The 18901-nt window shown below is 68.8% G+C and carries 22 protein-coding genes; 15 read left to right on the top strand and 7 right to left on the bottom strand.

The genetic code is table 11. The features are described from left to right. Positions 1-3 precede the first annotated feature (3 nt). Positions 4-807, top strand: coding sequence for a crotonase/enoyl-CoA hydratase family protein (locus ACT6XY_RS02080; RefSeq protein ID WP_444567247.1), 804 nt, complete (start codon positions 4-6; stop codon positions 805-807). Here the strand turns inward: ACT6XY_RS02080 and ACT6XY_RS02075 are convergent, their stop codons facing one another. Next, positions 808-1896, bottom strand: coding sequence for a malate/lactate/ureidoglycolate dehydrogenase (locus tag ACT6XY_RS02075; RefSeq protein WP_444567248.1), 1089 nt, complete (start codon positions 1894-1896; stop codon positions 808-810). A gap of 144 nt (positions 1897-2040) precedes the next feature. Between ACT6XY_RS02075 and ACT6XY_RS02070 the strand changes: the two genes are divergently transcribed. Next, positions 2041-2874 carry an alpha/beta fold hydrolase gene (locus ACT6XY_RS02070; protein ID WP_444567249.1) on the top strand — a complete coding sequence of 278 codons (834 nt, stop codon included), beginning with the start codon at positions 2041-2043 and terminating at the stop codon, positions 2872-2874. Here the strand turns inward: ACT6XY_RS02070 and ACT6XY_RS02065 are convergent, their stop codons facing one another. Further along, entirely contained in the window at positions 2875-3699 is an 825-nt protein-coding gene (locus tag ACT6XY_RS02065) for an OmpA/MotB family protein (RefSeq protein WP_444567250.1), read from the bottom strand. 7 nt (positions 3700-3706) lie between these two features. Continuing rightward, on the bottom strand, positions 3707-4477 hold the full coding sequence (locus ACT6XY_RS02060) for a motility protein A (protein ID WP_444567251.1): 771 nt from the start codon (positions 4475-4477) through the stop codon (positions 3707-3709). A gap of 157 nt (positions 4478-4634) precedes the next feature. Between ACT6XY_RS02060 and ACT6XY_RS02055 the strand changes: the two genes are divergently transcribed. The 11 genes from ACT6XY_RS02055 to ACT6XY_RS02005 all read left to right on the top strand — a co-directional run bounded on the left by ACT6XY_RS02055 (position 4635) and on the right by ACT6XY_RS02005 (position 12763). Further along, complete coding sequence (locus ACT6XY_RS02055; protein ID WP_444746674.1) at positions 4635-4832, top strand: hypothetical protein; 198 nt, start codon at positions 4635-4637, stop codon at positions 4830-4832. Between the two features lie 73 nt (positions 4833-4905). Next, on the top strand, positions 4906-5547 hold the full coding sequence (locus ACT6XY_RS02050; protein WP_444567252.1) for a glutathione S-transferase family protein: 642 nt from the start codon (positions 4906-4908) through the stop codon (positions 5545-5547). A 13-nt stretch (positions 5548-5560) separates the two neighbouring features. Then, complete coding sequence (locus ACT6XY_RS02045) at positions 5561-6067, top strand: hypothetical protein (RefSeq protein ID WP_444567253.1); 507 nt, start codon at positions 5561-5563, stop codon at positions 6065-6067. Between the two features lie 85 nt (positions 6068-6152). Next, positions 6153-7502, top strand: coding sequence for a hypothetical protein (locus tag ACT6XY_RS02040; RefSeq protein WP_444567254.1), 1350 nt, complete (start codon positions 6153-6155; stop codon positions 7500-7502). A 72-nt stretch (positions 7503-7574) separates the two neighbouring features. Beyond that, positions 7575-8312: a signal peptidase I gene (gene lepB / locus ACT6XY_RS02035; protein WP_444567255.1), complete on the top strand. Its 738-nt coding sequence runs from the start codon at positions 7575-7577 to the stop codon at positions 8310-8312. Positions 8313-8320: 8 nt separating this feature from the next. Further along, a complete protein-coding gene (gene rnc / locus ACT6XY_RS02030; protein ID WP_444746673.1) occupies positions 8321-9064 on the top strand; it encodes a ribonuclease III in 744 nt (247 codons plus the stop codon). Further along, entirely contained in the window at positions 9061-9969 is a 909-nt protein-coding gene (era, locus tag ACT6XY_RS02025; protein WP_444567257.1) for a GTPase Era, read from the top strand. Before rnc ends, era begins: the two co-directional genes overlap by 4 nt. Positions 9970-9972: 3 nt before the next feature. Continuing rightward, positions 9973-10206, top strand: a complete 234-nt coding sequence (locus tag ACT6XY_RS02020; protein WP_444567258.1) for a DUF1737 domain-containing protein — start codon at positions 9973-9975, stop codon at positions 10204-10206. A gap of 4 nt (positions 10207-10210) precedes the next feature. Next, positions 10211-10921, top strand: a complete 711-nt coding sequence (gene recO / locus ACT6XY_RS02015) for a DNA repair protein RecO (RefSeq protein ID WP_444567259.1) — start codon at positions 10211-10213, stop codon at positions 10919-10921. A 41-nt stretch (positions 10922-10962) separates the two neighbouring features. Continuing rightward, a complete protein-coding gene (locus ACT6XY_RS02010; RefSeq protein ID WP_444567264.1) occupies positions 10963-11751 on the top strand; it encodes an ATP12 family chaperone protein in 789 nt (262 codons plus the stop codon). Between the two features lie 70 nt (positions 11752-11821). After that, positions 11822-12763 carry a hypothetical protein gene (locus ACT6XY_RS02005; protein ID WP_444567260.1) on the top strand — a complete coding sequence of 314 codons (942 nt, stop codon included), beginning with the start codon at positions 11822-11824 and terminating at the stop codon, positions 12761-12763. A gap of 7 nt (positions 12764-12770) precedes the next feature. Here ACT6XY_RS02005 and ACT6XY_RS02000 read toward each other — a convergent pair whose 3' ends face one another. Continuing rightward, a complete protein-coding gene (locus tag ACT6XY_RS02000; protein WP_444567261.1) occupies positions 12771-13136 on the bottom strand; it encodes a DUF4260 domain-containing protein in 366 nt (121 codons plus the stop codon). A 170-nt stretch (positions 13137-13306) separates the two neighbouring features. On the opposite strand from ACT6XY_RS02000, the gene ACT6XY_RS01995 reads away from it, so the two are divergent. Continuing rightward, positions 13307-14839, top strand: coding sequence for an acyl-CoA carboxylase subunit beta (locus ACT6XY_RS01995; protein ID WP_444746672.1), 1533 nt, complete (start codon positions 13307-13309; stop codon positions 14837-14839). Positions 14840-14941: 102 nt separating this feature from the next. Further along, complete coding sequence (locus ACT6XY_RS01990) at positions 14942-15775, top strand: universal stress protein (RefSeq protein WP_444746671.1); 834 nt, start codon at positions 14942-14944, stop codon at positions 15773-15775. A 37-nt stretch (positions 15776-15812) separates the two neighbouring features. Here the strand turns inward: ACT6XY_RS01990 and ACT6XY_RS01985 are convergent, their stop codons facing one another. From ACT6XY_RS01985 to ACT6XY_RS01975, 3 genes are read right to left on the bottom strand one after another with little or no spacing between them, the layout of a single operon-like run. Beyond that, a complete protein-coding gene (locus ACT6XY_RS01985) occupies positions 15813-17012 on the bottom strand; it encodes a dipeptidase (protein ID WP_444746670.1) in 1200 nt (399 codons plus the stop codon). Between the two features lie 10 nt (positions 17013-17022). Then, entirely contained in the window at positions 17023-18195 is a 1173-nt protein-coding gene (gene rnd / locus ACT6XY_RS01980) for a ribonuclease D (protein WP_444746669.1), read from the bottom strand. 43 nt (positions 18196-18238) lie between these two features. After that, entirely contained in the window at positions 18239-18790 is a 552-nt protein-coding gene (locus ACT6XY_RS01975) for a glutathione peroxidase (RefSeq protein ID WP_444746668.1), read from the bottom strand. Between the last annotated feature and the right edge of the window lie 111 nt (positions 18791-18901).

The following is an 18901-nucleotide window of genomic DNA, read 5'->3' as shown; positions in this document are numbered from 1 at the left end:
GCCATGACCGATCTCGTCGTCGAGACCTCCGGACCCGTCACCACCTTCATCCGCACCCGCTCCGCGGCGCGCAACGCCATGAACCCCGAAGGGGCCGTGGCCCTCACGGAGGCGCTCCTCGCCTTCGAGGCGGACGAGACGGCGAGCGTCGGCGTGCTGTGGGGTGCCGGCGGGGCCTTCTGCGCCGGGTTCGACCTGAAGCACGCGGCGGCGGCGCCGGGGGGCACGCCCTTCGGCGGCGATCTCGACATTCCCGATGGCGACACGGACTGGCCGCGCGGGCCTATGGGGCCGACCCGGCTGATGCTGTCGAAGCCGGTGATCGCCGCCATCGCCGGACCGGCTGTCGCCGGCGGCATGGAGATCGCGCTCTGGTGCGACCTGCGTGTCATGGAGGAGGACGCCTATATGGGCGTCTATTGCCGGCGCTGGGGCGTGCCGCTGATCGACGGCGGCACCGTGCGGCTGCCGCGCCTCGTCGGCCAGGGCCGGGCGCTCGACCTCATCCTCACCGGCCGCAAGGTGGAGGCGGAGGAAGCGCTCCGCATCGGCCTCGCCGACCGGGTCGTGCCGAAGGGCACCTCGCGGGAGGCGGCGGAGGCGCTGGCACACGAGATCGCCCGCTTCCCGCAAGGCTGCCTCAGGGCCGACCGCGCCTCTGCGCTCGCCCAGTGGGACCTGCCGATGACCGAGGCCCTTCGACACGAATGGCGCACGTCGGCGACCATGGCGGTCGCCGAAGGGATCGAAGGGGCAGGGCGCTTCGCTGCCGGCAAGGGACGCGGCGGCGATTTCGGCTCGATCTGATCAGCGCAGCGCCGCCTTGATGACGTTGTCTCCGATGCCGAGGGCCGTCGCGGTGGCGGCGATGGAGTCCCAGGTGCCGTCGGAGAGCGGCACGCCGTCCGTCAGCTTCTTCGCCCGCGAGCGCAGCTCGGCCTCGCCCGGCACCAGCACCTCACCGCCCGCCTCCACCGGCCGGGCGCTCTTGTAATAGGCGACATATTCTGCGCATTCGCCCGGGAAGAACCCGTCGGGATCGACCACCTTCGGGTCGATGTAGATCGACATCATCCCGTTGCAGAACCGCTTGTCCGGCCCGGTGGTGCCGGCGCCGGTCAAGGCGCCGCCGAGGATCTCGCACATGAAGGCGAGGCCCGAGCCCTTGTGGTCACCGAAGGCGCGGATCGCACCGGGCCCGTTCATCGGGTCGCGGGTGCCAGGACCGGCGGGGTAGGGGCCGTAGAGCACGGCGGGGTCGCCGCTCTTGGTGCCGTCGGGAGAGATCAGTGCGTCCGGCGGGATGGGCTTGCCGCCCATGGAGGCGACGAGCACCTTGCCCTCGGCGACCAGCGAGGTGGCGAAGTCCAGGAGGAGCGGTGGCTGGCCGGGACGCGGGACGCCGATGCAGTAGGGCGCGGTGGAGAGCCGCCGGTCGACGCCGCCATGGGGGGCGACGAGGATCGAGCCCACGACATTGACGAAATGGATGGAGACGAGGCCCTCGGCGGCGGCCATCTCGGCGAAGTCGCCGATGCGGCCGAGATGACCCGCCTTGCGCAAGGCGACGGCGGCGAGGCCGTTCTGCTTCGCCTTGGCGATGCCGATGCGCACGGCCTGCGGGCCGACGGTCTGGCCGAAGCCGTAGTGGCCGTCGAGCACCGTGATGGCCGGGGTATCGACGACGGCGGTGACGGACTTTCCGGCCTCGACCCGGCCCTCCTTCAGCCAGTCCACATAGCGCGGGACGCGGGCGACGCCGTGGCTGTCGTGGCCCGTCAGATTGGCCTCCGTCAGGTAGCGACCGATGCGCCCGGCCTCCTCGGCGTCGCAGCCCGCCCGCTCGAAAATCGTCGCGACGAGCGCGACGAGGCGCTCCGCATCGACCATGGCCATCACTATCCTCCCTGTTGTTTTGGGGATCATGGACGGCCGGGAGCCTTGCGGAAAGGGGCGCGTCGGCACGGTCGGCCTGCATGGCGGGCGCTTCCGGCGCGGCGGCGGGGCGTCTAGGCTGGCGGTGTCCGAGGAGTGCTTCCCATGTCGAATCCCTATCCGACGCTAACCGCCGGCCGACTGGCGCGCCCCGACGGGGCCGAAATCTACTACGAGACGGGCGGCGAGGGTCCGGCCCTGGTCTTCGCCCACGGCCTCGGCGGCAACCACCTGAGCTGGTGGCAGTCGGCGCCGGTCTTCGCCCAGTGGCACAAGGTCGTGACCCTCTCACACCGGGGCTTCGCGCCCTCCACCGCGCCGGGCGGCATCGCCGATCCGCAGCTCTATGCGGGCGACCTCCTGGCCCTCCTCGACCATCTCGGCATCGCGAAAGCGGTGATCGTCGGCCAGTCCATGGGCGGCTGGACCTGCGTGGAGACGGCGCTGGCCGCGCCCGACCGCGTCGCCGGCCTCGTCATGGCGTGCACCACCGGCTCCTTCGACTACGACCGCTTCGGTGATGCCGAGGTGCAGGCCTGGCGCCAGGCCATGCCGGCGCGGCTCCAGGACTTCGCCGCCCGCGGCATCCACCGGGCGGCGGGAGAGCGGATGGCGGAGGACAATCCTTCGCTGCACGCTCTCTATCAGGGCATCGACCGGCTGACCTCCGGCCTCGACAAGGACGACGTGGGCAAGCGCATCCGCGTCATGCGCACGCGCGGCGCGGCCGATGCCGCGCGCATGGCCTGTCCCGCGCTGTTCGTGATCGGCTCGGAGGACCCGCTCATCTGCCCGCGCGGAATTGAACTTGTGGCCGACAGCTGGCCGCGCGCCTCGATCCATCGGGTCGAGGGCGCCGGCCACTCGGTCTATTTCGAGCACGCCGTGCGGTTCAACAAGGTGGCCAACGAGTTCCTCGGAATGATCGGCTGGACCTGATCAGTTGCCGAGGAAGGACCGCGGCGCCACCGGCGCTTCCTTCATGAGAAGGATCGAGACGCGCCGGTTTGCGGCGAGATAGGGATCGTCGGGGAACATCGGCTCGCTGTCGCCCTTGCCGGTGACGGCGAAGATGCGATCGGGCGGCAGGCCGTGCTCTTCCATGATCATGCGCACGGCGTTGGCCCGGTCCGCGGTGAGGTCCCAGGGCCCGTAGCCGGGCCGGCCGAGCACCCGCGTCCCGGACGTGTGGCCGGTGATGGTGACGCGGTTCGACAGCTGCCGCAGCGCCGGGGTCAGCGCAGCGATGAGGCGCCGCGTGCGCTCATAGGGTTCGCGGCCGTCCGGGGGGAACATGGCGCGCCCGTCCTGGTCGACGATCTGGATGTCGAGGCCGTCCGGGCGCTCCTCCATGATGATGTTCTTGGAGAGTTCGGCGATCTCGGGGAACGCCTGCAGTGCTTGCCGCAGACTCGCCGCCGCGAGCGCCATGCGGCGGTCGGCCATGGCGTTGATGGCGTCGGGGTTGCGCTCGTCGGTGCGCGGCGCCGGCCGGTCGGTCGGCGATTCGGGTGTCGAGGCGAGGTTCTGGATGTAGGGCCGGGTCGGGATGCCGTGCAGCTCGATCATGCCCGTGAGGCTCGTGTTGCTGGTCGTGCCGAAGGCCTCGCGGAACGAGCCCGTCATCATGTGCTTCTTCCGCTCGTCCTGGGTCGACGTCGCGACGAGCACGACGAAGAAGGACATCAGCAGGGCCATTAGATCGGCGAAGGTGACGTACCAGCCGTGGCCACCGGCGTGACCTCCGCCCTTGCGCTTTGCCATGGGGACCTCAGGCGGCTTCGGCCAGGTGGTGGCGGTCGTGCGGCGTCAGATAGGCCAGCAGCATCTCCTTGACGACCTGCGGGCTCTTCTGGTTCCGGATCTGGATGACCCCGTCGATGATGATCGACCGGTTGAGGTCCTCCTCGGCCATCTTGAGGTGGCACTTGTCGGCGATCGGCAGGCAGACGAAGTTGGACACGACGGCGCCGTAGAGCGTGGCGAGCAGCGCCATGGCCATGATGGGGCCGAGCTTGGAGGGGTCGGTCATGTTGGCGAACATGTTGACCATGCCAAGGATGGTGCCGACCATGCCGAAGGCCGGGGCGCAGTCGCCGATGGAGCGGTAGACCTTCTGGGCCTCGTCGAGCTGCGCATAGACGTTGTCCTTGTCCGTCTCCATGGTCTGGCGGATGAAGTCGGCGTCATAGCCGTCGGCGATGTAGCGGATGCCCTGGGCGAGGGTGGGGTCCGAGACGTCGAGCTTCTCGAGCGCGTTGGGACCCTGCTTGCGGGCGACGTCGGCGATGCTGGCGATCTCCTCGACCAGCTGGCGGGGGCTCGACTTCGGCATCGCGAGTGCCGCCTTGAAGCCCATCGGAAGACTGTGACCGATGACGCCGAGGGGGAAGCGGGCCATGGTGGCGACCGCGGAGCCGCCGAAGATGATGATCACGGCGTGCTTGTCGAAATACTGGGCGAAATTGCCGCCGTCGATCATGATGAGCGTGACGATGACGCCGATGGCCCCAACAAGCCCGAGGATTGTGGCGATATCCATCGTGGTCTCCGAACGCGCAACCTTGCTGGTAATGGACTGTAGAAGGAGGCGCCTAAGACTTGTTTAAGGTTGCCAGGGCCTTGCCGTTTTCGGGCGACTTGCGGAAGCCGCCACCGGGGGGCTAAAGGGCGTCTGTCACGCACGGAGACGAACAACCATGAAGAGACCGATCCTCGCGGGTTTGACCGTCGTCGCCATGGCCGGGCTGGCCGGTTGCGCCCAGACGCAGCCCTCGGCGCCCCCCGGACCGCCCGTCGTCAACGCGACTCCGCCGCCCCTGCCGCCGGATCCGGCCCTCGGCCCCCACGCGAACCAGGGCGAGGCCCAGCCGCAGGGCAACCGGCGCCGGCGCTGATCCGCCGCCACCATTTCGCCACGGCGCGCCGCTTCCCTGCGTCATTCGGTCTCGCCAACTCGCAGGTGTCACATTGGCCGCCTACCGCCTCCACTGCTTCGCCCAGTCGGGCAATGCCTACAAGGTCGCGCTGATGCTGTCGGCCTGCGGGCTCGACTGGGAGCCTGTCCTCGTGCGCTTCTTCGACGGGGCGACCCGTGACACCGCCTGGCGGAACGAGATCAATGCGATGGGCGAGGTGCCGGTGCTCGAGCACGAGGGCAAGAGGCTGTCGCAGTCGGGCGCGATCCTGACCTATCTCGCCCGCCGCACCGGCCAGTTCGCCGCCGCGAACGAGGACGAGGAGCTCGACATCCTGCGCTGGATGCTCTTCGACAACCACAAGTTCACCAGCTACTTCGCCACCCACCGCTTCATGCTGTCTCTGGCGGGCAAGCCGGCCGATCCCGCCGTGCTGTCCTTCCTGCGCGGGCGGGTGGACGGCGCGCTGGCCCTGGTCGACAAGCACCTGTCGACGACGCCCTACATGGTCGCCGGCCGGCCCACCATCGCCGACATGTCGATCGCCGGGTACATGTTCTATCCCCAGAACGAGACGGGCTACGACATCGAGGCCACCTATCCCCATCTCCACGCCTGGCGCGAGCGGATCGCGGCTCTGCCAGGCTGGAAGCCGCCCTACGAGATGATGCCCGATGCCCTGCCGGCGGCCTGAACGGAATTTCTTGATGATCCTGCGTTTCGCCGCCGCCCCCGTCGCGGCCATGCTGCTGGCGGGCTGCATGGGCCGGGAGACCCCCGTTGCCGCGCCTCAACCCGTCCAGGCCGCGCCGGTCCAGCGGGTGGAGACGGCTGCGCTCCCGGCGCCCGCCGTCCAGACCATTGCCGCTTCACCCGTTCCGGTGTCCGGCCGCGCCGTCGCCACCGGGCCCTCGCGGCTCGAGGTCGACGGCATGCGCACCGCGCCCGGCGCGCGGGAGAGTACGACGCTCAGCAACGTCTCGCGCGTCTCGACCGGCGCGCCTACAGGGGGGAACGCCCTCGGCGGCACGATCATGAGCGGGCAGACGGCGGGCGCCATCCCCACCACGATCGATCGCAACCGGGAGCCGTCGCGTCGCATCTCGGCGCCGCGCGATCCGCTGGGACCCGGCACGCCGCCGCCGGTGATCGCACCGGAGTTGCGCGACACGACGGGCCGCTCGATCCGGAACCGGCAGGAAGTGCAGTTCTAACGAAACGCGCGAAACACAGGCGGTATCGCGGTGGGATCGGTGGGCAGCATGGCGGCCCGATAGGACGGGGCGGGAGGAAGCCGCCATGTCCGGAGCCGTTCGCAATACCCGTATCGCCCTGGCTGTCGCAGCTCTTGTCGGCTGCGCGTCGCCATCGCTCGCGCAGGGCTCGCTGGTGCTGCCGCCATGCAGCCTTGGCGAAACGGACTGGCGGCTTGATCCCGTGTTCCAGGCTAGCCGGCATCCTTCGCAGCGGGGACACCAGGTCGGCGAGCTGCGCTGCAAGACGGTCGACGTGTCGACCTGGACGATCGGTGGCCAGAATCTTCGGCTCGTCCGCGCCAAGGTGTTCGAAGCGACGGGGAGCGATGGCGACGGCATTCAACAGGGCGTGAACCTCTTCATCCTGTCGCGAGGCCTCGATGATGCGGCCACGGTCATCGGGCGGGCGCTAGAGCCTTACGACGTGTCTCGGGACGAGCCGAAATATTACAGCGACGCCGATGGCAAGCCTGAGGGTGTCATCGTCCAGCTCGACCGTCGGGTTGGCACCGCCTACCTCGTGTCCGGCGATACGATGCGGCGGATCGATACCCACGGTTGGATCCATGCGCCGGGGACCACTCCGCCGGTGGGATGGGTGCCCGGCCCGGTCCGCAACGTCGATCTTCGGCGGATGAAGGGCTACGTTTCGCTGTTCCGGGATGGGGCAGACAATCCGGCGCGTCCGGGCAGTGCGGTCGATGCCGGGCAGGCCATCGAATTTGATCTCGCGCTGGTGGGCGATCGGTTCGTGACGACCGGCTCTCGCGTGGTCGAGGCCCATTTCGCCCAAGAGACCGAGGAATGGACGGGCTTCGTCTTGGACGTCGAGGAGTTGCGGATCGCCCGGCAGCGACTGCCTGCCGGAACCGAGCCTTGCGACATGAGCGGGTGGTCGGCGGACACCGATCCAGCCGGCATGAACCTGCGCGCGTCTCCCCATGCGCAGGCCCGGGTGATCGGCCGCATTCCCGCGCCATGGAAGGCTCCCGATCGCGACGGAGACACCGGCGAAACCTATCGCTCCCAGTTCAAGGTGATCGGCTATCGCAACGGATGGTTCCTCGTGCGCGACATCACCGCGCCCGGCGTCGCCTATGGCGAACGCTATCCACGGAGCCTTCCCCGGGCACCGCGCGGGCAGGGCTGGGTGTCCGCCCGCCTCGTCGGCGCTGCCCTGGCCAATGGCAGCTTGCCGGCGGGTCGCCTGTACCAGGCACCCAACGAAAACTCCGCCCATGCGAACGTGAGCCGTGAGGGCAGCCCCATCGGCACCGGCGATCCCGTCCAGCGGCTGCACGCCTGCTCCGGCGTCTGGGGCCTCGTGGAGATTGGCGGCCATCGTGGCTGGTGGCGTAGCCTCTGCGCCAACCAGGTCACGAATTGCAGCTGAACGCCGTCGGCGTTGCATGACCTCGCCGCGGCGGGCTATAGGGCGGGCTCATCCGAATGAGGTTCGACGCGCGTGGCCGAAGACAACAAGAGCGGACTGGGCGAGACGGTCCGCGTGGTGATCCACGCGCTGCTGATCGCCTTCGTCATCCGCACATTCCTGTTCCAGCCGTTCAACATCCCGTCCGGTTCGATGAAGGAGACGCTGCTGGTCGGCGACTATCTCTTCGTCTCCAAGTTCTCCTACGGCTATTCGAAATATTCCTTCCCCTTCTCGCCCAACCTGTTCGAGGGGCGGATCATGGGATCGGTGCCGACGCGCGGTGACGTGGTCGTCTTCCGCCTGCCGCGAGAGCCCGACGTCGACTACATCAAGCGTGTCATCGGCCTGCCGGGCGACAAGATCCAGATGATCAACGGTCAGGTGCACATCAACGGCACGCCGGTGCAGCGCGAACGCATCGACGACTTCATGGACAACGAGGACGGCCGGCAGGTGCGCACGCGCCGCTTCCGCGAGACCCTGCCCAACGGTGTCTCCTACACGACGCTCGACCTCTATGAGAACGGCTTCTACGACAACACGCCCGTCTACGACGTGCCGCCGGGCCACGTCTTCGTCATGGGCGACAACCGCGACAACTCGACCGACAGCCGCGTGCTGAGCCAGGTCGGGCCGATCCCCCTCGACCATCTCATCGGCCGGGCGCAGGTCCTGTTCTTCTCCATCGAGGAGGGCGAGCGGGCCTGGGCATTCTGGCGGTGGCCCTGGTCGATCCGCTGGACGCGGTTCGGAAACCTCGTGAGGTGACGGTCGCCGTGGCGCCGGGTCGCAAAGCCAAGGCCCAGCGGGCGAGCCTCGAGGAGATCGAGGCCCGGATCGGCCACGTTTTCAGCGACAAGACTTTGCTCGCTCGGGCGCTGACCCATCCGAGTGCCGTTTCGGGCATCGAAAAGCGCTCCGGATCCTACCAGCGGCTCGAATTCCTGGGCGACCGGGTGCTCGGCCTCGCGGTGGCGGCCATGCTGTTCCGGGCCCTGCCCGAGGACGACGAGGGCACGCTGTCGAAGCGCCTGTCGGATCTCGTCCGGGCCGAGACCTGCGCCGAGATCGCCGCCGCCCTGGGGCTCGGCGAGGGCGTCCATGTCGGCCCCACCGAGAGCCAGATGGCCGTCGGGCGCCGCCCGGGGGTCCTCGCCGACCTCTGCGAGGCGGTGATCGGCGCCATCCACCTCGACTCCGGCTGGCCGGCGGCGGAGGCCTTCGTCGTCCGCAACTGGGGCGAGCGGCTGCTCGCCCGCGCATCGCCGCTGCGCGACGCCAAGAGTGCGCTGCAGGAATGGGCGCAGGGCAGGGGCTATGCCACGCCCGTCTACCGGGTCGTCTCGCGCACCGGCCCCGACCACGCCCCCATCTTCACCATGGCCGTGATCATTCCGGGCCTGGCCGATGGCACGGGCGAGGGCGCCGCCAAGCGCCAGGCCGAAATCGCCGCCGCCACGGCGGTGCTGGTGCGCGAGGGGGTCTGGCCGGCGATCCCGCAGGGAGAGGCCGGGACATGACCGAAGACACCACGCGCTGCGGCTTCGTCGCCATCATCGGCGCGCCCAATGCCGGCAAGTCGACGCTGGTCAACGCCCTCGTCGGCGCCAAGGTCACGATCGTCTCGCACAAGGTGCAGACGACCCGGGCGCTGGTTCGCGGCATCGCCATGGAAGGCGCCTCGCAGATCATCCTCGTCGACACGCCGGGCCTGTTCTCGCCGAAGCGTCGGCTCGACCGGGCCATGGTCTCGGCTGCCTGGGGCGGAGCAGCGGACGCCGACCGCGTCATCGTGCTGGTCGACGCCAAGAAGGGCGTGGACGAGCCGGTCGATGCCATCCTCGACAAGATCGGCGACATCCGCCAGCCGAAGGACCTCGTGCTCAACAAGGTCGACCTCGTCGAGCGGCCGAAGCTCCTCGACCTGGCGACGGCGATCAACGCCCGCGCGACCTTCGACCAGACCTTCATGATCTCCTCGACCACGGGCTCCGGCGTCATGGACCTCAAGCGCCATCTCGCGGCGGTCGTGCCCTCAGGGCCGTGGCACTATCCGGAAGACGAGATCTCCGACGTGCCGGCACGCATGCTCGCCGCAGAGATCACCCGGGAGAAACTCTATCACCGCCTCCACGACGAGTTGCCCTACGACGCGACGGTGGAAACCGAGAGCTACGAGGAGCGCAAGGACGGCTCGATCCGCATCGAGCAGACGATCTACGTGGTGCGCGAGGGCCAGCGGAAGATCATGCTCGGCAAGCGGGGCGACACCATCAAGCTGATTTCGACCTCCGCCCGCGAGGAGCTCTCGAAACTGTTCGAGACAAAGGTGCACCTGTTCCTTTTCGTGAAGGTGCGCGAGAACTGGGGCGACGACCCCGAGCGCTACGAGCGCATGGGGCTGGAATATCCGAAAGGCAGGTGAGCCATGCTGTCCGTAAAGCCGAAGTCCACCACCACGCTCTACCGCTACCTGACCGGCCCCGACGATTCGGCCTTCTGCCACCGCGTCAGCGAGGCCATCAACAAAGGCTGGCAGCTCTACGGTCATCCGACGCTGACCTTCGATGCCGCCAAGGGCCGCGTGATCTGCGGCCAGGCCATCGTCAGGGAGGTGGAGGACGTGGCCTATTCGCCGGACCTGAAGCTCTCCGACTACTGACCCCATGCATTGGGTCGACGAGGGGATCGTTCTCGGCGCCCGGTCCTACGGTGAGTCGAGCGTGATCCTCGAGCTCTTCACCCGCACCCACGGCCGGCATCTCGGCCTGGTGCGTGGCGGGCGATCGCGGCGCCAGCAGCCGGTCATCCAGCCCGGCAACACGGTCCACGCCAACTGGTCCGCCCGGCTCGACGAGCATCTCGGCACCTATGCCATCGAGGCCTCGGTCTCGCGGGCGGCGCGGCTGATGGAGAGCCGGGAAGGCATCGCCGGAATCACGCTGCTCGCCGCCACGGCCCGCCTCATGCCCGAGCGCGAGGCCCATGAGGGCATCTACGAGGCGGTGGCGCTCATCGCCGACACGTTGCCGGACGTCGCCATCGCGGCGCCCCTCATGGTCCGCTTCGAGCTGGAGGTGCTGCGGCTCCTCGGCTTCGGAGTCGACCTCTCCGAATGCGCCGCTACGGGCACGACGGAGGATCTCGTCTACGTCTCGCCGAAGACGGGCAGGGCGGTCTCCCGCACCGCCGGCGAGCCGTGGCGCGACCGGCTGCTCGCCCTTCCGCCCTTCCTGCGCGGCGCCGCCGCGATCGCACCCGAGGACGTGCGCGCCGGCTTTCGCCTCACCGGCCATTTTCTCACCCGCCACGTCTTCGAGCCGCGTGGCCTGCCGATGCCCGATGCCCGCGAGGTGTTCCTGCGCTTCGTTGCCTGAGCCGGTTTGAAATCGCGCGCGCGAGCCTCTACATGGCGCTGATGAGCAAGAGCGCCTTCGAAGACTGGTTCGCGCGGGACCTCGACCCTGCCGCCTACGATCCCGTGGCCTCGGCACGGCTCGCCATGAAGCCGACCTACCCGAAGCGCTTCTACCAGGAGGCGACAGCAGGCCCGTCCGAGGACGGGTGGCGGCTTCTCCTCGACGGACGACCGGCGAAGACCCCCGGCCGCCACGCCCTGGCCTTTCCGAGCCAGCCCCTGGCCGAGGCGGTGGCGGCGGAATGGGCTGCGCTCGGCGAGTTCATCGATCCCCTGAAGATGCCGATCACGCGGATCGCCAATTCCATCATCGACGGCGTCGCGCCCGATCCCGCGCCGGTCGCCGCGGAGATCGTGCGCTATGCCGGCTCCGATCTCCTCTGCTACCGGGCGGAAGGGCCGGCGAGCCTCGTCGCTCGTCAGGACGCCGCCTGGAACCCGGTGCTCGACTGGGCACGCGACGACCTCGGCGCGCGGCTGATCCTGTCGCAGGGGGTCGTTTTCGTCACCCAGCCTCCCGCCGCGCTCGAAGCGCTCGCCGCCGCGTTGCCGCAGGCGGACGGCTGGCGGATCGGCGCGACCCACGTGGTGACGACCCTGACCGGCTCGGCGCTGCTCGCGCTCGCACTGCTGCAGGGCAAGCTGGATGCCGACGCCGTCTGGAGCGCCGCCCATGTCGACGAGGATTTCCAGATCTCGCAATGGGGCGAGGATGCGGACGCCGCCGAGCGGCGCGTCGCCCGGCGCCGCGAGTTCGATGCCGCGGCAACGGTGCTCGCCACCGTATGACACGACGGTGAAACGGGGCGGGCGTCATTCCTGACCCCGACAGCCGCCCGACGCGGCGGGGAGCTCCCACATGAAGATCACGCTCGACATCGGCAAGCTGGTTGAGCAGGGCCGCCTGACTCCCGACGAGGCGTCCCGGCTCCAGGCGCTGGCGGCGGAGAGCACCGGCTCGCTCGCCATGAACATGCTCATCGGCTTCGGCGTGGTGGCGGTCGCTCTCGGCGTCATGGGCCTCGTGCCCGAGCCCATGGTGGCGGTGGTGCTGGGCGGCATCCTCGGCGGCGTCGGTCTCGGCTTCGTCCTGAAGGGCGAGCAGGCCTGGTCGGTGCTGGCGCAGATCGTGCTGCTCGCCGGCGCCCTCATGCTCGCCGGGGGCGTCATGTTCCTCACCAAGGGATCGGTGCCGGCCCTCTTCGCGGTGACGGCCATCTTCGTCGTTGCCGGTGTCGTCGCCCGCTCGGGGCTCCTGATCGCGCTCGCCGTTCTCGCGCTGTCGGCAACGATCGGTGCGCGCACCGGCTACATGCACGCTACCTATTTCCTCGCCATCCGGCAGCCGGCGATGACGGTCGTCCTGTTCTCGGGCCTCGCCATCGCCGCCTACCAGGCGTCCAAGGTTTTGCGCGCCGACATGTCGCGCCTCGCCATCGTCGCCGCCCGTACGGCGCTGCTCCTGGTCAATTTCGGCTTCTGGATCGGCTCCCTCTGGGGCGACCGGCTGACCTGGTTCGTGGAGCCGGCGAGCACGTCGCGCTATGCCCCCGTCATTCCGGCCCTCGTCTTTTCGGTCGGCTGGCTCGTCGCCATCGTCGGTGCCGGCATCTGGGCGGCGCGGGCCAACCGGCCGTGGGTGCTGAACCTCGCCGCGGTCTTCGGCGCCATCCACTTCTACACCCAGTGGTTCGAAAAGCTGGGCGCAACGCCTTTTACCGTGCTGGTGGCCGGAATCACCACGCTCGTCCTGGCGGTCGGCATCTGGAAGTACAACCAGGGCAAGACGCTGCCGGCTTGAACCGGCGCTATCCGCCGATGCGGCCGAGATGGGTGTCCTTGAACCCCGTGGGCTCCTTGAGGCCGTAGCCGAGGGCCCGGTCGAGGCCGATATGGGCGAGCCAGATCAGGGCGACGGCGACCGCCAACGGCGCCTGCCATGCCAGGCCGGCGATCCCCATACCCCACGGCACGACCGTGGTGTGGACGAGATTGTAGCCGCGCGCGCCGATCTTAGGCCCGGCGAGATAGGCGGCCATCCCGATGTCCGGCGCGAGGAGCAGGGCTGCGAACAGCCACCACGACTGGCCGGTCCAGGCATAGGCGGAAACGGCGGCGAGGAACAACGCCGCGCCTTCGAGCCGCAGCAGCATTCGCGTGGACAGGTCGAACATGGGAGAAACCCGGAGGGGTGGAACCGAACGTCGGCTCCATAGCAGGCGCGGGGGTGGTTTGCCGCATCCTATCCCCCGACAGTCTCATTGGTTGGCGCGGAGCTTGCGTGCTATCGGACGAGCTTGGTTCGATTACCGATGAGGGGCGGGGCACGATCCCCGGCGCTGCAATGAAGGACGTCCTCGAAAGGCTGGAAGACCGTCGTGCCGAGGCCCGCCTCGGCGGTGGCCAGAAGCGCATCGACGCCCAGCATGCCCGCGGCAAGTTGACCGCGCGCGAGCGCATCGAACTGCTGGTCGACAAGGGTTCCTTCGAGGAGTTCGACATGTTCGTGCAGCACCGCTGCGCGGATTTCGGCATGGAGAAGTCCCACATCCCCGGCGACGGCGTCGTCACCGGCTGGGGCACGGTGAACGGTCGCACCGTCTTCATCTTCTCCAAGGACTTCACCGTCTTCGGCGGATCGCTGTCCGGCGCCCATGCGGCGAAGATCACCAAGATCCAGGACATGGCGCTGAAGGCGCGGGCGCCGATCATCGGCCTGTTCGATGCGGGCGGCGCCCGTATCCAGGAAGGTGTCGACGCGCTGGGTGGTTATGGCGAGGTCTTCAAGCGGAATGTGATTGCTTCCGGCGTCATTCCGCAGATTTCGCTGATCATGGGTCCCTGCGCCGGCGGCGACGTCTATTCGCCCGCCATGACCGATTTCATCTTCATGGTGAAGGACACGAGCTACATGTTCGTGACCGGCCCTGACGTGGTGAAGACGGTGACCAACGAGGTCGTCACGTCGGAGGAGCTGGGCGGCGCTTCCGTGCACGCGGTGAAGTCCTCCGTCGCCGACGGCGCCTACGAGAACGACCTCGAACTGCTCCTGCAGATGCGCCGCCTCATCGACTTCCTGCCGTCGAACAACATGGAGGGCGTGCCGGAGATCCCGTCCTTCGACCAGCCCGACCGCATCGACATGTCGCTGGACACGCTGGTGCCGGACAATCCGAACAAGCCCTACGACATGAAGGAACTGATCCTGAAGACGGTCGACGAGGGCGACTTCTTCGAAATCCAGGCCAAGTTCGCGCCCAACATCATCACGGGCTTCGCCAGGCTCGAGGGCCGTTCCGTCGGCATCGTGGCCAACCAGCCCATGGTGCTGGCGGGGGTTCTCGATTCCGACGCCAGCCGCAAGGCGGCGCGCTTCGTGCGCTTCTGCGACGCCTTCTCGATCCCGATCGTCACGTTCGTGGACGTTCCCGGCTTCCTGCCCGGCACGAGCCAGGAATATGGCGGCCTCATCAAGCATGGCGCCAAGCTGCTCTTCGCCTATTCCCAGTGCACCGTGCCGCTGGTGACCGTCATCACCCGCAAGGCCTTCGGCGGCGCCTACGACGTGATGGCCTCCAAGCACATCGGCGGCGACATCAACTACGCCTGGCCGACCGCGCAGATCGCGGTGATGGGCGCCAAGGGGGCCGTCGAGATCATCTTCCGTGCCGACATGAACGATGCGGAGAAGATCGCAGCGCGCACGAAAGAGTACGAGGAGCGGTTCCTGTCGCCCTTCGTCGCCGCCGAGCGCGGATACATCGACGAGGTCATCATGCCGCACTCGACCCGCCGGCGGGTGGCGAGGGCGCTGGCGCTCCTGCGGCACAAGTCGGCCGAAACGCCGTGGAAGAAGCACGACAACATCCCGCTCTGATCGGCTAAGCTCCGGACGGCGTCTGATCTCCATCAAGGACGCACGGCCTGGAACGCGCGACCGTCCCGACGTGTTCGCTCGTGAATAAGGAGCTCCCCCACTATGTCGATCAAATCCGTTTTGCTCGCCCTCATTGCCGGTGACGGCGCCCGGCCGCAGGGCGCCATCGACTATGCCGTTTCGCTCGCCTCAAGCCATGGCGCGCATCTTTCGGTCGTGGTCGGCGCCATCAAGGTGCCGGTGGTCGTCTATTCCGGCGTCGCCGAGGTGCAGGCCATCGTCGCCGACGAGAACGACACCCGCACCGACAAAGCCGACGAGCTCTGCGACGCCATCCGCAGCGCCGCCCAGGCGGCCGGTGTCGCCGCGACGGTGGAGGTGGTGACGGACGCCATCGACCCGCTGTTCGGCCGCATCGGCAAGCGTGGCCGCCTGCATGACTTCTGCGTCTGTGGCCGGCCGCGGCCGGACGATGTCTGGGCGACCGAACTCGCCGAGACGCTGCTCCTGTCCACCGGCCGCCCGACCATCCTCGCGCCGGACGGGTTCGAGCCGTCGCGCGCCACCAATTCCATCGTCGTCGCCTGGGACGGCTCGGCGGTCGCGGCCCGTGCCATCGGCTCGGCCTCGGACTTCATCGACAAGGCGGGGCAGGTGGAGATCGTCTCGGTGCTCGGTGACCGCCACGCGGACGACCTCGTGGCCGGCGCCGATCTCGCGCCCATGCTGGCCCATCACGGCGTCAAGGTGACGGTGACGAACCTCCCCTACAGCCGCAACGTCGGCAAGACGATCGTCGAGCATGCGCAGAACACGCGTGCACAGATGATCGTCATGGGCGCCTACGCCCACTCGCGCCTGCGCCAGATGGTGCTCGGCGGCACCACCACGACCCTGCTCCAGTACTCGCCCGTGCCGGTGCTGATGGCGCACTGACGGCGCCGCGACGTCGTTCCGGCGGGAGCCGGCGGCCTCAGGTCGCCGGCTTCTTGCGTCTGGGGGGCGCGAGCGTCTCGGCGGCGACGCGCGCGATGCCCGGCGGGCGCTCGGCCGTCAGCGTCGCCGACATCTTCTCCACGGTCCGCCAGACCCTCAGAACATTGCCCGACAGGATGCCCTTGAGGGCCGCGTCGGACCAGCCGCGCCGAACCAGCTCTGCGACGAGGTGGGGGAAGCGCGAGGCGTCGGCGAGGTCGGGCGGGTTGGGGCCGCCGTAGAAGTCGGAGCCGATGCCGACATGGGCAAGGCCCGTGCGGCCGACGATGTACTGGATGTGGTCGCAGAGTTCGCTGATGGAGGCGCGCGGCCACGGGCCGGCTTCCGCCGCCCGGCGGGCGACAGCCGCGTCGATGTCGCGGCCCGGCGGGGTTTTGCCGTGCACCTGCAGCGGCGCCATCCAGTCGTGGCTCTTCCGCGAAATGAAGTTCGGCACGAAGGTCGCCATGACGATGCCGCCGTTCCCCTTGACCCGGTCGAGGACGTCGTCGGTGACGTTGCGCGGATGCGGGCAGAGCGTCGCGGCGTTGGAATGCGACCAGAGAAGCGGCGCCGTCGCCACGTCCAGCGCGTCGTGCTGGGCTTTTGGCGAGGCGTGGGCGAGGTCGACCATCATGCCGATGCGGTTGCACTCGGCGACCAGGGCCCGGCCGAAATCGGTCAGCCCACCATGGCGTGGGGCATCTGTGGCCGAATCGATCCAGGCGAGCGTCTCGTTGTGGCAGAGGGTGAGGATGCGCACGCCCGCCGCGTACCAGACCCTGAGCGGCGACAGCGAACCGCCGAGGCCGACCGCGCTCTCCACCGAGATGACGGACGCGATCTTGCCCATCCGGCGGGCGGCGGCGACGTCGGCGGCGCGGCGGGCGGGGTGGAACACGTCGGCATGCACCGTCTCGATGTCGAGGCCGATGGCGATCTGTTCGAGGGTGAAGCGCCCCGGATCGGGCACCGAGGTCGGCACGAAGGCGGCGAAGACCTGCGCCCCGACCTTTCCCTCGCGCAGGCGCGGAATGTCGGTGTCACTCTCCTGGTGGACCCGGTCGAGACCGTAGGCGGCGACGTCGCCATCCGCGGCGCGGCGGATCGAGAAGGGCAGGTCGTTGTGCCCGTCGAAGAGGACGAAGCGCCCGAGCAGGTCATGGGCCCTGGCGAGGGCCGGATCGGTCCTGCTCATGCGAGCTCCTTCAGGCTTCGGCGATGACGACCGCCGGTGTGCGTTCGACGGTGGTGACGCGGCCGCGCTCGATGGCGAGGGCCAGCTTGCCGTGCTTGAGGGCCAGGGCCTTGTCGCCGAAGAGTTCGCGCCGCCAGCCCTTGAGGGCGCCGACATCGGCCTCGTCGCTCTCGGCGATGCGGTCGAGATCGTCGGAGGTCGCCACCACCTTGGCGGCGACATGATGCTTCTCGGCGACCATCTTGAGAAGCACCTTGAGGAGCTCGACGGTCGCCGACTGCGACTGGCTCTGCGGGCGATGCTTGTCGATGGCCGGCAGCTCGCGCGGATCGCGCGCGAGGCCCGCCTGCACCGCCTCGACCACGGCCATGCCGTCGCGCGAGCGCTCCCAGCCCTTGGGGATCGAGCGCATGGCGCCCAGCGCCTCGACGCTCTTCGGTCCGGTGAGCGCGATGTCGAAGAGGCTGTCGTCCTTGAGCACCCGCGAGCGCGGCACGTCGCGGGCCTGGGCCTCGCGCTCGCGCCAGGCGGCGACCTCCATCAGCACGGCGAGTTCGCGTGGCTTGCGGACACGGCTGCGGAACCGTTCCCAGGCCCGCTCGGGTTCCTGGCGGTAGGTGTCGGGGGAGGTGAGGACGCGCATCTCCTCGGCGACCCATTCGTTGCGGCCGCGCTTCTCGAGCTCGCCGGTCAGCTTGACGTAGACGTCGCGCAGGTGGGTGACGTCGGCGATGGCGTAGTCGATCTGCGCGGGGCTGAGCGGGCGCTTCGACCAGTCGGTGAAGCGGCTGGTCTTATCGAGCTGGGTGCCGTTGGTGCGCTGGACGAGCTGGTCGTAGGAGATCGAGTCGCCATAGCCGAGGACCATCGCCGCCACCTGGCTGTCGAAAAGCGGCTCGGGGATGCGCTTGGACAGGTGCCAGACGATTTCGACGTCCTGCCGGGCCGCGTGGAACACCTTCACCACCGCGGGGTCGACCATCAAGTCGAAGAAGGGAGTCAGATCCATGCCGGGCGCGAGCGCATCGACCGCAACAGCCTCCGCCGCGCTCGCGAGCTGGATGACACAGAGCTTCGGCCAGAAGGTCGTCTCACGGAGGAACTCCGTGTCGACCGTGACGAAGGGGTGCTTGGCGAGCCGCGCGCAAACGGCGGCGAGTTCTGAAGAGGACGTGATCAGCATCGTGCTCCTCCTTACAGGAGTCGGCGGCCGATGCGAACGGTCTTCAGGCGGAGGCCAGCTGCGCCTCGATGAGGGCGATGATGCGCGGATCGGTGGGCCGGACCCTCGCCGGGAAAGCGCCGACGACCTGTCCGCTGCGGCCGAGAACGTATTTGTGGAAGTTCCAGGTCGGGATGTCCGCGGGCCGCTGGGCGGCTACCCAGCGGTAGAAGGGATGGGCTTGCCCGCCCGTGACGCGGTGCTTTCCGGCCATGGGGAAGGAGACGCCATAGACGCCCTGGCAGATCGCGGCGATGTCGGCGGCAGAGCCGCGCTCCTGATTGAAGTCGTCCGAGGGGACGCCGACGATCGTCAGCCCGCGATCGCGGTAGCGGGTCCAGAGCGTCTGGAGATCGGCATATTGGGGGGTGAATCCGCAGGAGGAGGCGGTGTTCACCACCAGCAGAACCCTCCCGGCGTGGTCGGCGAGGCGGACCGGATTGCCGTCGAGGCCATCGAAGGAAAAAGCGTAGGCCGAGGACGAGACCTGGGCGGCGAGCGGCGAGGGCAGGGCGGCGAGAAGGGGCGAGGCGAGGAGGATGCGGCGTGTCAGCATGGTCGGGGCTCCAGCTCGGTCATGCAGTCTACGCGATGACGGTGCCGTTTGGATGCATTGCACGCAGACGTGAAGCGCGAGAGCGAGGCCGTCATCGCAGGCGGCGCTGCA

Origin of the sequence: Phreatobacter sp. (assembly GCF_052440005.1) — a bacterium.
Taxonomy (GTDB): Bacteria; Pseudomonadota; Alphaproteobacteria; order Rhizobiales; family Phreatobacteraceae; genus Phreatobacter.
The sequence above is the reverse complement of the archived record's forward strand: the minus strand, read 5'-3'. Positions and strand labels throughout refer to the sequence as shown.